This window comes from Paenibacillus silvestris (assembly GCF_009882985.1).
Lineage (GTDB): Bacteria > Bacillota > Bacilli > Paenibacillales > NBRC-103111 > Paenibacillus_E > Paenibacillus_E silvestris.
In genome coordinates this window covers 1,086,649-1,100,360 of sequence record NZ_WTUZ01000010.1, presented here as the reverse complement: position 1 = coordinate 1,100,360, position 13,712 = coordinate 1,086,649, and the positions used below count along the sequence as shown (strand labels likewise).

Sequence of the window (13,712 nt, the reverse complement as noted above, 5' to 3'; positions counted from 1 at the left end):
GCTGCTGCCTGGACCTGTCTAGGTCGGCAGTCGTTCCCTTCTCAAATCTAAGTTCAAGGAGGCAGATTATGCCAGAAGCATATTTATCCATTCAAGGTGTGAACAAAACATTTGACTCCTTTACAGCGCTTAGAGAAATAAATATTGATATTAAAAAGAATGAATTCATTTGCTTGCTCGGCCCAAGCGGCTGCGGCAAAACAACCTTGCTGCGCATCATCGCCGGTCTTGAGAAACCGACGCGCGGGCGAATAACGGTTGGAGGCAAGGATATCACGAATCTGCCGCCATCCAAACGAAACTTCGGCATGGTCTTTCAATCTTATGCCTTGTTTCCAAATTTAACGGCTGCTCAGAACGTAGCTTACGGCTTGCAGGGGAGGAAACTTACGAAGAAGGAAATTAGTGACAAAGTAAGCGAGGCGCTTTCGCTGGTCGATTTACTGCACTTGAAAGAACGATATCCGTCTCAGCTTTCTGGAGGTCAGCAACAGCGTGTTGCCCTTGCAAGAGCTGTCGTATTATCACCGGATTTTCTCCTATTAGATGAGCCATTATCGGCCTTGGATGCCAAAGTTCGGACCAAACTGCGTGAAGAAATTTGTAGCCTGCAAGAGAAATTGGGCATTACAACCATTATGGTCACTCATGATCAAGAAGAGGCATTGACCATGGCTGATCGGATTGTCGTTATGAATAATGCTGAAATTATGCAAGTTGGAAGCCCTCAGGAAGTGTACGATCTTCCGGAATCACCTTTTGTAGCGGATTTTATAGGATCCATTAACTTCTTGGCCTACGGACATCGCAAAGGGAACATACCACTCACCAATTTTGCCGTCAGACCTGAACATATTCGTATTTCTTCTCCAGGTTCAGGCTACCAGGCTGTCGTCAAACACATGGAGTTTAGAGGTCCGTTTTATAGATTGCTTTTGCAGCCCATCCGTGAGCTGAAGGAGCTGTTAGGAAATCAGCTGCTCTCCGTGGATGTCTCTTCCCAGCATGCACAGAAACTGAATTTGATGAAGTTTGCTGAAGTATCGGTTGAGTTTCCACGAGAAAGAGTCATTACCTTTACACCGGATGACGTGGTGACTGCGTGATGGAGAAGCGAAGCGCTGCCTTGACACCGCCTGTTCGACGAAACTGGGGGGAGCTCCTCAATTTACAAAATTTCCTGATTGTCATACTTGTTATCACTTTGACCTTTACGATATTAGTGCCGCTCTGTTTATTGTTCAGTAAAGCTTTTTTTAATTCGAAGGCAGAGTTCATCGGGATTCAGAATTTTATCAACTATTTTACGACGCCATCTTTGGCGCAATCCTTGTGGAATACGATATGGGTTTCATTGCTTTCTACCGGGATTGCCGCCACCTTGGCCTTCGTATATGCGTATGGGATTAGCCGGACGGCCATTCGAGGTAAAGCGTTCTTGCATTATGTCGCTATGCTGCCGCTTTTTGAACCGACCATGATGCATGGAATTGCCTTAACGTATCTTTTTGGTAATCAAGGCATTGTGACAACGGGTATCTTCGGATTATTGCCGAGCGGCATTCATATCCCGATCTACGGCCCCGTAGGCATTGTCATTTCCGAAGTCATTTATTTGTTCCCGCAAGCCTTTCTCATTTTCATTACGGCATTGTCGATCACCGATCAGCGGTTGTATGAAGCTGCGGAGACACTCGGTGCAGGCAAGGTGAGAACGTTCCTGACGGTTACTTTGCCTTCGGTCAAGTATGGATTAATCAGTGCCATCTTCGTTTGTTTCACGGCGTGCTTTACGGATTTCGGGGCGCCACAAGCAATTGGCGGTAAATTCAACGTATTAGCTACTGATATTTATAAGCAAGTTATTGGTCAGCAAAATATGTCAATGGGCGCTACAGTTGGTATTTTGTTAACGATTCCGGCGATTATCGCTTTTGTAGTAGACCGATTAGTAGAAAGAAAACAACGTTCCATGCTTTCTTCCAAATCGACTCCTTATCGAATTGCTGGAGGGAAAGTTCGAGATATCATCTACCAACTGTTTGGTGTCATCATGGCTATTCTAATTCTCATTCCAATAATTACGATTGCCTGTGCTTCATTGATTAAAGTTTGGCCTTATAACTTAAATTTTAGCTTCAAACATTATGATTTCTCTCATGTCGCAGGCTCAGGACTCGATCCGTTCTGGACCAGTTTGCAGGTATCGTTTCTTACAGCAATCGTCGGGACAATCGTCACGTTCCTATTTGCCTATTTGATTGAGAAATCGCGTCATTTGAACGGACTTAGGCAGATTGGCTATTTTCTGTCTGTACTACCGCTAGCGCTGCCTGGGATGGTTATTGGTTTGGCTTACATTTTCTTCTTTAATAATCCGAACAATCCCATGAACTGGATTTATGGATCTATGATTATCCTTGTACTTGCCAATATCACCCATTTCTATGGCGTGCCATTCATCACAGCAACGACAGCCCTGAAGAAGCTGGACAAAGAATTTGAGCTCGTTTCCGAATCGATGCGCGTTCCCTTCTACAAAACACTGATGAGAGTAACGGTCCCTATGTGTTTGCCGGCGATTATTGAAATTGCCATGTACCTCTTTGTCAACTCGATGGTTACGGTTTCGGCCGTTGTGTTTCTGCGATCTGCGGATTTGAACTTAGCGGCAGTGGCGCTTGTGAATATGGAGGATGCTGGGGATGTGGCGGCGGCGGCAGCTATGGCGGTGCTCATCGTAATTACGAATATTATCGTAAGACTGCTATACACCCTGCTTTCCAAAAAAGTAAGAAAGAAAACAGAGGCTTGGCAGATTAGGAAGTAACCGCTACAAATCAACAATCAGGCAGTTGTGTAAGGAGGTTAACGTTCGTGTCACTGATCGGGGAAGAACGCAAGGAGTATATCCTTAATCAGATCAATTCCGAAGGCAAAGTTATTACCAATGAGCTTGTCGAGGTGCTCCAGGTTTCTTCGGAAACCGTGCGCAGGTATTTGGAGGATCTTGAAGAGTCTAACAAGTTGAAGCGGGTCTACGGCGGAGCGGTGAAAGTGAATCGATCCCGAGAAGAGCCCTCCCATTTGAACAGAAAAGTACTCAACGCCCAGGAAAAACGCAAAATCGGCAAAGCGGCTGCAGCCCTTGTTCAGGATAATGAAGTGATTTTTATCGATGATGGCTCGACGACGCTGCAGATCATTGAACATTTGCTTAATAAGGAGAATCTCACAATATTAACAAACTCCATTCCAGCGCTTCATTCGCTCATTGAGTATAAGAACAGAGAGCTGTACGCCGGGGAAATATTTTTCATTGGTGGCAAAGTAAGCTCGCTGCAATCCAGGGTTGTCGGCTCGTTAGCGGAGAAAATGGTGGAACATTTTTATGCAGACAAAGCGTTTATCTCCATTGATGGGATGATGATTGACAAAGGGATCACGTCTTTTGATGAAAAGCGAGGTCAATTAGCGAAGAAGATGATGGAACATGCCAAGATGAACCTTGTGGTCTCCGATCACACCAAAATAGGCATGGTGCAATTCTATAAAATGGCGGACTTCCGGGATATCGATGTTATCGTCAGCAATGTTCCTGCACCGGAAGACTGGGAAGCTGAACTAGAACAAATGCATGTAGAGTGGATCACGTCAGAATGATATAGATTTGCTAACTAAGAGAGGGATGGTAATGATGTCGAGAAATTATGAAGGTCAGATTCAAGCTGTTATTTTTGATTGGGCAGGTACGATGGTTGATTATGGATGTTTTGCACCTCTAGACGTATTCCTGCGGATATTTGAGAAACGGGGCATTGCCATTACAGCGGAAGAAGCACGAGGTCCGATGGGACTTTTGAAATGGGATCATATTCACACGTTATGCGCCATTCCAAGAATCGCTCAGCTATGGAAAGAGAAATTCGGGGCGTTGCCTACCAATGCAGATGTGGATGATCTATATGCGGATTTCGAACCTTTGCTTTTTGAAATTTTACCGAATTATACGGATCTGATCCCTGGCGCTCTAGACCTTGTGAAGGAACTGCGAGCTAGAGGACTGAAAATTGGTTCAACGACCGGATATACGGCGGAAATGATGGAAGTTGTGAGCCGAGAAGCCAAATTGAAAGGGTATGAACCGGATTCATTGGTTACTCCTTCCGAAGTAAAAGCTGGGCGGCCTTACCCGTGGATGTGTTACGCGAATGCCGTGAATCTAGGCGTTTATCCGTTCCAGGCCATTGTCAAAGTAGGCGATACGGTCAGTGATATTCAAGAAGGTGTTCATGCAGGCGCATGGAGCGTAGGGGTTGTAAAAGGAGGAAGCGAGCTCGGTCTTACCGAGGAGGAAGTCCGTACACTGCCAGCTGCGGAATTGGCAGCAAAAATGGCAGTTGTTGAAGAACGTTTCCGTCAAGCCGGGGCTGATTACGTGATCCCGACGATCGGCGACTTGGTGAAAGTGATTGATGATATTAACGCTCGTTTGGCAAAAGGTGGTCAATAGATGAATAATCCTAAGGAGGTTTCTACATTGAATATTGATTTGATTGAAAATAACCCGTATTTGCTTTTGACGCCTGGCCCCCTATCGACTAGCAAAAGGGTAAAAGCGGCCATGCTGAAAGACTGGTGTACGTGGGATGATGATTACAATCGAATTGTGCAGGATATTCGCGCTAAACTTGTGCAATTAGCGACCAAGGAGTCTTCGCTTTATACTTCCGTGCTTATGCAAGGCAGCGGCTCATTTTGTGTAGAATCGGTCATCGGAAGCGTTATTCCACGGGATGGCAAAATACTAGTTATGGCGAATGGTGCTTATGGTCAACGGATGGCTCAAATGGCAAAAATGCTGAACATTTCGCTCATTGTCTTGGATAGCGGTGAGATTCAACCTCCGGATTTGGATTTATTGGAATATACGCTGCGCAAAGAATCGGATATTACGCATGTAGCCGTTGTTCATTGTGAGACGACGACGGGGATGTTGAACCCGATAGAAGCCGTAGGCTATTTAGCTAAAAAATATAACAAAACGTATATCGTAGATGCGATGAGTTCTTTTGGCGGAATTCCGATGGATATCGCAGACCTACAGATTGATTTCTTGATCAGCAGCGCTAACAAGTGCATACAGGGTGTTCCCGGATTCGGTTTTATTATCGCCAAGATTGATGAAATGAAAAAGTGTGCCGGATGGGCGCGTTCTCATTCCCTCGATTTGTTTGATCAGTGGGATAAAATGGAGAATTACAATGGTAAATGGCGCTTTACATCACCAACTCATGTCGTTCGTGCTTTCTATGAGGCGCTCAAAGAGTTGTCAGACGAAGGCGGAGTTATCGCCAGATACAATCGATACAAGACAAGTCAACGAGCTCTCGTCAAGGGGATGAAGGTACTCGGATTTGAGACATTACTGCCAGATGCGTTGCAGTCGCCGATCATTACTTCCTTCCTATATCCAGAAAGTGAAGCGTTCCAGTTCCAAACTTTATATGAGAAATTGAAGCTTAGAGGTTTTGTGATTTATCCGGGTAAAATTACGAATGCCAACACATTCCGAATTGGCAACATTGGTGAAGTGGAAGCAGCAGATATGATTCGTCTTGTGGATGCTATACAGCAAGAACAATTCTGGAAATAGGCGAAGGAGATGCATGAGCATGATTATTGGTGTGCCAAAAGAAATTAAAAACAATGAAAATCGTGTTGGCATTACGCCTGCGGGCGTAGCCTCTTTTAGACATTATGGGCATGAGGTTTGGATTGAAGCTAGTGCTGGTTTGGGGAGCGGCTTCGAGGATGAGGATTATTTGGCAGTGGGAGCGAGAATCGTGCCTACAGCCAAGGATGCTTGGTCGGCTGAGATGGTGCTTAAAGTAAAAGAACCGCTTGCTGAGGAATATGGGTATTTCCGGGAAGGCTTAATTCTGTTCACGTATCTGCATCTTGCGGCAGAATCCGAGTTGACCCGGGCGTTAACGGACAAGAAAGTCATTGCAATTGCTTATGAAACCATTCAACTAAATAACGGATCTCTACCGCTTCTGACACCGATGAGTGAAGTTGCTGGCAGAATGTCTATTCAAATTGGCGCACAATTCTTGGAAAAGTCCAAAGGTGGAAAAGGCATTCTTCTTGGTGGAGTTCCAGGCGTAGCGCCAGCTGAAGTCGTAATCATCGGCGGAGGTGTGGTGGGGACGCAAGCGGCCAAAATGGCCGTTGGGCTTGGAGCGAGTGTGACGCTTCTTGATGTAAATCCAGAGCGATTGCGCCAATTGGATGACCAATTCCAAGGACGTCTGCGCACGTTAATGTCGCATGGAAGCAATATTGCCGATGCTGTCAAGAAAGCGGATCTGCTGATCGGCGCCGTGTTGATTCCGGGCAGCCGTGCACCACGACTAGTGTCAGAAGCTGTTGTCAAAACGATGAAACCTGGTTCCGTCATTGTGGACGTAGCCATCGATCAAGGCGGCTCGATTGAGACTATCGACCGTATTACAACACACAGTGATCCGACCTATGTGAAGCACGGTGTTGTGCATTATGCGGTTGCTAATATGCCTGGCGCAGTCGCGCAGACATCCACAATTGCCTTGACGAACGTCACGGTAGGTTATGGTTTGCAAATTGCCAATAAGGGCTATCGTGAAGCTGGGCTGCAGCATCAAGATTTGGCAAAAGGTTTTAATACAATTGAAGGCAAAGTCACTTATAAAGCTGTTGCTGAAGCCCAAGGTTATCCCTATGTTGAGATTGATGACGTACTAAACGGTCTTTCCGTATCCGTATAGCAAGTCCCGCGTTGTAGTCAGATGCAAGTTGAGAGGAGAAACACAGTGTTGATATCTCCCTTTGTTATCAAGTTAGGTATTGCTTTATTTCTTGGAATGTTAATCGGAATTGATCGTCAGCTGAAACATAAGCCAGTAGGCATGAAAACAAACATGGTTATTTCTGTTGCCAGCTGCTTAATTACAATGGTTTCGATCGAATCCGTAAGCCGTTTCTCCATTCCAGGTCATACCAACATGGACCCAATGCGGCTTGCTGCGCAAATCATCAGCGGCGTCGGTTTCTTAGGCGCAGGCGTCATTTTAAGAAAAAACAATGATGAAATTTCCGGTTTAACGACAGCGTCTATGGTGTGGTCCGCATCAGCGCTCGGGATTGCAACGGGTGCTGGGTATTATTTGCAGGCCTTTGTAGCCGTCATTTTTATTATTTTTTCCGTCAATTTGTTTCCTGTCATCATTAAATGGATCGGCCCGCGCTCACTCAAGCAAAGATATCTGGAAGTGAGAATCATTTGTCATGAAAGCCAGGATCCTAACCAGATTTTCAAAAGGTTGAAGGAACTAAACATTCAGATTGATCGCGTGAAAGTGAAGGATGTAGAAGGCAGCTCTAGTCAGATGGAGTTGAAGTTGTTAACGTATGAAAAAGTGCAAGTAACGGACCTCTATGCTTCGCTGAAGTCTGTTGAACATGTTACTTTTGTGGAAGTGGAGAGTAGATAACTTCGTGGTAAAAATCAAAACCCCAGTCCTTGTATAGCGGACTGGGGTTTATTTTATTCCGGTGAGGAGACTCCCGCCCAGGGGATTGGACTACGCTCCATCGGCCTGCCAACTGGCATATAGATGGCCCCATCAATATCCACGATTTGTGAGATGATTGGACTCGGCAAGAGATTCCGGCCGTCAAGCACATAGGGCCGACGCATGAGGTGAAGCAAGTAAGGCCAATCGAGCTCAGCGAACTGCGGCCATTCCGTCATAATCATGACAGCGTCAGCCTGGGCCGCTGCGGCATAAGGGGAATCCATCAGCTGAACGGATTTGGCTCCAACTTGTCTGACGACAGGGTCGAAGGCTTGAACCTCAATGCCGTGACGCTCACATTGAGCTAATAAGGTTAGAAATGGCGCGTCGCGAACATCATTTGTATTGGGCTTGAACGAGATGCCTAAGACGCAGAGGCGCTTGCCTGAGGGATTGCCCCAAAGAGAGATAAGTTTAGCGATCATTCTTGGAATACGCTGATTATTGACCTTAGCGACCGATTCCAAAATGGGAAGCGGGCTGCCGATCAGCTTCCCAGTCGTCAGCAGAGACTGCAGATCCTTGGAGAAACAGGAACCTCCATAGCCTACACCTGCCGACAGGAATTCAGGACCGATGCGCTGGTCAGCGCCAACTCCGCTCATGACGTGGCGGATATCTGCGCCATAGCCTTCACACACATCGGACATCATGTTCGCGAATGAGATTTTCATCGCAAGGAAGGCATTCGATGCGTATTTAATGAGCTCAGCGCTTCGTCTGTCACAAACATGAACGGGAGCTTCGATCCCTTCATATAACTGGCGAAGCAGCGATTCGGCTTGGGGCGTTTGACAACCGAATACGATACGGTCAGGTTCCATGAAGTCATTGAAGGCGCTGCCTTGCCTTAGGAATTCAGGATTAAAGGCCACCTCTGTATGCAACCCAGCCGCTAGCAAAGTAGCTTCCAGTTCATCGCAGGTGCCTACGGGTACTGTACTTTTGATGATGACAAGAGGAGGACAGGTGCCGGCTTGCATCAAGTGAGACAGCACTTCATGGATATGCCCTAGGTCTGTATGACCGTCTGATCGTGTGGGAGTGCCCACAGCAATCATCAAAGCATCTGTATCTGATGAGGCCTGAACGATATCTGTCTCGAAACGCAATAAGCCGTTCGCATAGACATCAGCCAATTCTGGCTCCAGCTGAGGCTCCCATACAGTCAACTTATTTTCCTTCAGCCCTCGAATGACGGGCTCGCGGTCAACGGCAATGACTTCGTGCCCCAGCTTCGCAAAGCAGACAGCGGCAACCAAGCCTACATACCCTGTTCCGACTAATGTTAATCGCATGGATGTCCCCTCCTTTAGGCCGTATAGAATCCAAGTTTACTTCCAAGCTGACGAGCATCGATAATCTGTTCGTAGTCCTCGAGTAATCTATCAAAGATAGCTTCCCATGAGCGTCCGAGGGCAAAACTTCTTGCTTCATGCCGGAAATCTGCCCAATGTTCCGGTGCGTGGACGAATTCGTCAATGGCACGGATGAACGATTCGGGCTGGCGAGGCTCGCATAAGGTTCCCGTCTGCCCAGGAACTATCATGTCCCGTACACCTCCGCTATTTGCGGCGATAACCGGAAGTCCGGAAGCCATCGCCTCTTGGACGACATTGCCGAATGTTTCGGTACTGGAAGGGAAGACGAAGAGATCTGAGGAGGCATAGATTTCTGCGAGTTCTTCCCCTTGCTTGTAACCGGCAAATGTTACATTATTCGGAGCTTGTTCACGCAGCTCGTCAAGTTGTGGTCCGTCACCGACGATGAGCCAGTGAACACGTTCTTTCAGAGAATCAGGCAAAGTACGCATGACTGCCGATAAGGTGTCAATATCCTTTTCAGGGGCAATTCGCCCAACATAGAGGAGGAGGTATGGCGCTGTAATTCCGTATCTCTCGCGAACAGCGTTCGTATGCTTCTCGGGAGTGTAGAGCGCGCAATCAACACCTCTGGACCACAGCAGCATGCGGTCGAAGCCTTGTGCATGCAACTGCTGCATCGTATCGGTTGAAGGGACGAAAGTGGCGTCACAAGATTGGTGAAACCACTTCATGTACGTCCAATACAAGGGGACTGCTCTTTTCATCCGGTAGTAGGTCAAATAGCGATCAAAGTGGGTATGATAGGAGGCTACGTGCGAAATCCGGTGTTTGCGGGCGTAGTGCAGACCGCACAAACCGATGTTAAACGGAGTTGCCATGTGGAGCAGATGGGGACGAAAGCGATCAAGCTCAGAACGCATAGACATAAAGTTGGGCAAGGCAATCCGGCATTCGGGGTAGAGGAAAAAAGGGACGGAGGGGACGGGGCGAATCAGTTCGGAGTAAGCCATTTCATCCGTACATTTCGGTGTGAACACAAGGTGCTCAACACCACGACGGTTCAAGTGATCCGTAAGACGTCCTAATGTGAGTGCAACGCCATTCATTTGAGGAACATAGGTATCGGTAAACAACGCGAGGCGCATAAGAATCCCTCCTGTAGTTCCTAGATGCTTTTAGCGTAACATCCGATTATTTGTGCAACGTTAACCGTATGTTAATTCTTTTTTAAATCAGCAAGGGCTTGATTACAGGCGTAAATTCTCATTTTGTCGAAAATCAATGGTGAAAGGGTTGCAGAAATCGACATACAGCAATGAGAGATTTGGAATATGATAGAGAGGAAGGTAGAGTTCACTCGTAGAAGGGGCTGATCGTTGTGGGCAAAATACAAATATCCTCAAAAGGGATCGAAAAAACTCTTCGTAAATTTGATTATTTGCAGGCGATTTCCGAATATATTTGGAACGGCTTCGACGCGCAAGCTACAGTGGTAGACGTTAAACTTCATTTAAATGTACTCGGCGGCGTTGACCATATCGTGATCTCGGATAATGGCTACGGCATTGATAGGCGCGAGTTGGAACGGAAGTTCACACCATTTTTTGAGTCTGAGAAGCAGATAGATCCAGAGAAGCGAACTAGAACGACATCAGCCATGCATGGTAAAAATGGAATCGGCCGATTAACCTTCCATCGCTTTGCTTCAGATGCGAAATGGAAAACAACCTATGTGGACGGGTTGCTGAAAAATACGTATACCATTCAAATTGGTGCGAATCAGCTGGACGCTTACGAGGTTTCGAGGCTCAAATTGACGGATGGTGAGCCAGGAACGAGTGTAACTTTTCACAATATCATGCAGGATTTCATCGTTGAGAATTTGTCCGCTTATCTATGCAAAGAATTTGGCTGGTTTCTGGAGCTGCACGCGGACCAAGATTTCGATCTTCGCTTGGATGGCCAATCGCTGGATTATTCGAGTCTAATTGGGGAAAAAGAGTGCTTTGATCTCGTTCATCCCGGCAGCCTAACCCCTTTTCAAGTTAAATTTGTTCGATGGCAGGATCGGATTAACCATGAATATTCCAAGCTATATTTCATAGACTCTCATTTGGAAGAAAAGTATAAACAGCCGACCACTTTTAATAATAAAGGGGACTCCTTTTACCATAGTGTTTACATTCAAAGTAAACTGTTCGACTATTTTGATTTTGAGAGTGATGATCAAAGCGGGCAGTTGGAAGCTGCTTTTGGCGGGAGCAAGAAATGCGATGCATTCCAATTTTTACTGGAAGAAATCAATACATTTATTAAGCAGAAAAGAAAGCCATATTTAGAAATACTATCTGACCATGTCATTCAAGAATTTGAGGAAGCCAAAGCATTTCCGGATTTCACGGACGGTCCTGAGGATACTGCGAGGAAAAACGAACTGGAATCCGTCATTCGAGAACTGTGCCAGTTGGAACCACGGGTGTTCGCTAGATTAAATCTGGAGCAGAAGAAATTAATGGCGCATCTTATTCATTTGGCGATGGGCTCGGCGGAGCGGGAGCGGTTGTTGGAGGCCTTGTAGGCGGCCGAAACGTGCCGTCTCTCTCAAATAAACCTTAGCGAAATTCTCGCTAAGGTTTTTATCATTTTAAGACCGCTGCCGATTCCGGTACTCCGAAGGGGAGATGCCATAATACAGCGTGAACTGCTTGCTGAAATGATGGATAGAGGAGTAACCTAAATCCTCGGCGATGTCTGTGACCGATCGGGCGCTCTCTTTCAATGCGGCTGCGGCTTGCTTCATAATGACGGAAGTCCAGTAAGCCTTGGGCGACATGCCCGTAGCTTGTTTGAACAGTTGGTGGAATTGCGTTTTCTTCAGTTTGCTTTGTTCCAGCCATGATTCATAACTGGAGCCCATGTAGGCTTTCTTATGAATATTATCAAGCAGAGGCTTGATGCGGAAATCAATGAACGGCGTGTAGGTATGCAGTTGAACAATTTTTAGCACCAAGGCTTGAAGGAGGCTTGTGGCGATAGCGTCTGAATAGGGCGCGGAATTCTGATGCTGCTCCACGACTAGGGCGAACAGATCAGTAATGGCGCTTTGATGCTGGAAATGGAGCAGATTGGGCAGATTGTCTAAGTCAGCATTCGGTTCCATAGCTGTCAATATGTGAGGATCGAAATCGGCTTCTTTCCAAACAAGATGCTTTTGTCCAGCGTCTGGTCGCGTTTCCCATAAGTCACAATAAATATTATAGGTGGATAGTGCATGCGCAGCGTCTGAATGAAAAGAGTGCTGCAGCTTAGGTGGAAAATAGAGCAAATCGCCTTTGGCTATGGGATAGGTACCGGAAGGGAGGGTAACGGCTCCTTTGCCGCCAGTCACGAGGTGGAAGGCATAGCAATAGCCTAAACGGAAGGATTCGCTGCCATTTTTCTCATAAGGAAAACGGTAATGGTGGGCAGTTCTTACGGCTGGATTCATCGCTGTCAAAATTGGCATCGGACGGTCTCCCTTTTAAACGCAGGTTTATCATCTAATAGTAAGTCATAATGATCTGGTTGAAAAGAAATTACCGGAAGAATTGATCAATCTTTGAACGGCAGGATAAATACGTTCTAACGCAAAGATGCTAAATTAATAAGTGTAGATCACCTTTGAGGAGGAATGGGAACAATGAACGTGAGCCAAATCGGCGGAAGTTTGAGCAAAGAGCAAATTGACTTTTATAACACAGAAGGCTATCTGGTAATTCCTAATCTGCTTCAGGAAGAGGATCTCGCGCAGGCGATTGAAGCAATGACGACCAAGGTCTCGCAAATTGCGGAGGAGCTTATGGAGGCAGGTCTCATTCATGACAAATTAGAAGGTCGTCCTTTTAAATATCGTCTGGCGGAGTTATTTAAAGATTTAACTGCAGATCATTTTCTGAAATATGGAAGAAGCTGGAGAGATAGGATTCCCGGTTATTTTCACTTAATGAGCAATCCCAAGATTTTGGATGCGGTTGAGTCGTTAATCGGCGGCGAGCTGTTCTCCAATCCGGTATATAATACGCGACCGAAAATTCCAAAGGTTGCCGCAGGCGCTGTGCCTTGGCACCAAGATAAATCCTATTGGCCTGATGCCAATTCCAATCCCGTGATCACGGTTTGGATTCCTCTAGTCGATGCAAATGAGATTAACGGTTGTCTGCATATTAAACCGCGCACTCACCGTAAGCGCTTACTGAAGTGGCATCAAGAATCAGATACAGGAACAGGGTACACAGCTTTGCGTGAAAGCCAATTGGGCAAAACGGAGACAGTTGTTCTTCCGGTTTCTGCAGGAAGCGCGATTCTGTTTAATGACCGTTGTTTGCATATGTCAACGCCTAATTTATCCGATGAGGTACGCTGGAGTGTAGATCTGCGTTATCAGCCTACAGACCAGGACCCCATGCCAGGCCATGGAGCTGGTTTCCTGGCAAGAAGCTATAAGTATCCAGATCGAATTGCTACGTTAGAGGATTGGCTGGCAAATCGGATAGAGCATTCCCCTGTCTCGCCAGGCTAGTTTGGTTTGAAATGGAAAAATTTGGTCGATATTTGAGGGATGCTGTCCCTAAAAAAGGAGAAGGCTCTTGCTGAGCCTCTCCTTTTTGCATATTCGACAATATCCATAAAGTGGAAATTTGCTTTTTGCTCTAATCTGGAAAGGAAAATGCAGAAGAACAACGAATTGTTAGTAAATAACATGCGTTTATTGATAGGGTGAGGACAAACA

12 protein-coding genes are annotated in these 13,712 nt (G+C 46.3%); 9 read left to right on the top strand and 3 right to left on the bottom strand.

Translation table 11 applies throughout. The features are described 5' to 3' along the window. Nucleotides 1-68: 68 nt before the first annotated feature. The 7 genes from GQF01_RS08515 to GQF01_RS08485 are packed head-to-tail and all read left to right on the top strand — an operon-like array spanning nt 69 to nt 7,535. Nucleotides 69-1,106 (top strand): putative 2-aminoethylphosphonate ABC transporter ATP-binding protein, encoded by a 1,038-nt coding sequence (locus GQF01_RS08515; protein WP_161406344.1) that lies wholly within the window; start codon nt 69-71, stop codon nt 1,104-1,106. After that, a complete protein-coding gene (locus tag GQF01_RS08510; protein ID WP_161406343.1) occupies nt 1,106-2,830 on the top strand; it encodes a putative 2-aminoethylphosphonate ABC transporter permease subunit in 1,725 nt (574 codons plus the stop codon). Before GQF01_RS08515 ends, GQF01_RS08510 begins: the two co-directional genes overlap by 1 nt. 47 nt (nt 2,831-2,877) lie before the next feature. Further along, nucleotides 2,878-3,663, top strand: coding sequence for a DeoR/GlpR family DNA-binding transcription regulator (locus GQF01_RS08505; RefSeq protein ID WP_161406342.1), 786 nt, complete (start codon nt 2,878-2,880; stop codon nt 3,661-3,663). Nucleotides 3,664-3,697: 34 nt separating this feature from the next. Next, nucleotides 3,698-4,513 carry a phosphonoacetaldehyde hydrolase gene (gene phnX / locus GQF01_RS08500; protein WP_161406341.1) on the top strand — a complete coding sequence of 272 codons (816 nt, stop codon included), beginning with the start codon at nt 3,698-3,700 and terminating at the stop codon, nt 4,511-4,513. 42 nt (nt 4,514-4,555) lie between these two features. Continuing rightward, nucleotides 4,556-5,656 (top strand): 2-aminoethylphosphonate--pyruvate transaminase, encoded by a 1,101-nt coding sequence (gene phnW / locus GQF01_RS08495; protein ID WP_328803423.1) that lies wholly within the window; start codon nt 4,556-4,558, stop codon nt 5,654-5,656. 19 nt (nt 5,657-5,675) lie between these two features. Further along, a complete protein-coding gene (ald, locus tag GQF01_RS08490; protein ID WP_161406339.1) occupies nt 5,676-6,809 on the top strand; it encodes an alanine dehydrogenase in 1,134 nt (377 codons plus the stop codon). Nucleotides 6,810-6,857: 48 nt separating this feature from the next. Then, nucleotides 6,858-7,535, top strand: coding sequence for an MgtC/SapB family protein (locus tag GQF01_RS08485; protein WP_161406480.1), 678 nt, complete (start codon nt 6,858-6,860; stop codon nt 7,533-7,535). Between the two features lie 53 nt (nt 7,536-7,588). Here the strand turns inward: GQF01_RS08485 and GQF01_RS08480 are convergent, their stop codons facing one another. Together GQF01_RS08480 and GQF01_RS08475 are read right to left on the bottom strand one after the other, a co-directional pair. Next, entirely contained in the window at nt 7,589-8,917 is a 1,329-nt protein-coding gene (locus GQF01_RS08480; protein ID WP_161406338.1) for a UDP-glucose dehydrogenase family protein, read from the bottom strand. A gap of 14 nt (nt 8,918-8,931) precedes the next feature. Then, a complete protein-coding gene (locus GQF01_RS08475) occupies nt 8,932-10,089 on the bottom strand; it encodes a glycosyltransferase family 4 protein (RefSeq protein ID WP_161406337.1) in 1,158 nt (385 codons plus the stop codon). A 233-nt stretch (nt 10,090-10,322) separates the two neighbouring features. On the opposite strand from GQF01_RS08475, the gene GQF01_RS08470 reads away from it, so the two are divergent. Beyond that, nucleotides 10,323-11,522, top strand: a complete 1,200-nt coding sequence (locus GQF01_RS08470) for an ATP-binding protein (RefSeq protein WP_161406336.1) — start codon at nt 10,323-10,325, stop codon at nt 11,520-11,522. 66 nt (nt 11,523-11,588) lie between these two features. Here the strand turns inward: GQF01_RS08470 and GQF01_RS08465 are convergent, their stop codons facing one another. Then, on the bottom strand, nt 11,589-12,449 hold the full coding sequence (locus GQF01_RS08465; protein WP_161406335.1) for an AraC family transcriptional regulator: 861 nt from the start codon (nt 12,447-12,449) through the stop codon (nt 11,589-11,591). A 174-nt stretch (nt 12,450-12,623) separates the two neighbouring features. On the opposite strand from GQF01_RS08465, the gene GQF01_RS08460 reads away from it, so the two are divergent. Beyond that, nucleotides 12,624-13,502: a phytanoyl-CoA dioxygenase family protein gene (locus tag GQF01_RS08460; RefSeq protein WP_161406334.1), complete on the top strand. Its 879-nt coding sequence runs from the start codon at nt 12,624-12,626 to the stop codon at nt 13,500-13,502. Nucleotides 13,503-13,712: the final 210 nt, after the last annotated feature.

Bases quoted from the DNA above. Each gene is read 5' to 3' on its own strand.
- ald (WP_161406339.1), top strand. From the start codon at position 5,676: ATGATTATTGGTGTGCCAAAAGAAATTAAAAACAATGAAAATCGTGTT.
- GQF01_RS08465 (WP_161406335.1), bottom strand. From the start codon at position 12,449: ATGCCAATTTTGACAGCGATGAATCCAGCCGTAAGAACTGCCCACCAT.
- GQF01_RS08510 (WP_161406343.1), top strand. From the start codon at position 1,106: ATGGAGAAGCGAAGCGCTGCCTTGACACCGCCTGTTCGACGAAACTGG.
- GQF01_RS08480 (WP_161406338.1), bottom strand. From the start codon at position 8,917: ATGCGATTAACATTAGTCGGAACAGGGTATGTAGGCTTGGTTGCCGCT.
- GQF01_RS08515 (WP_161406344.1), top strand. From the start codon at position 69: ATGCCAGAAGCATATTTATCCATTCAAGGTGTGAACAAAACATTTGAC.
- GQF01_RS08475 (WP_161406337.1), bottom strand. From the start codon at position 10,089: ATGCGCCTCGCGTTGTTTACCGATACCTATGTTCCTCAAATGAATGGC.
- phnX (WP_161406341.1), top strand. From the start codon at position 3,698: ATGTCGAGAAATTATGAAGGTCAGATTCAAGCTGTTATTTTTGATTGG.
- GQF01_RS08460 (WP_161406334.1), top strand. From the start codon at position 12,624: ATGAACGTGAGCCAAATCGGCGGAAGTTTGAGCAAAGAGCAAATTGAC.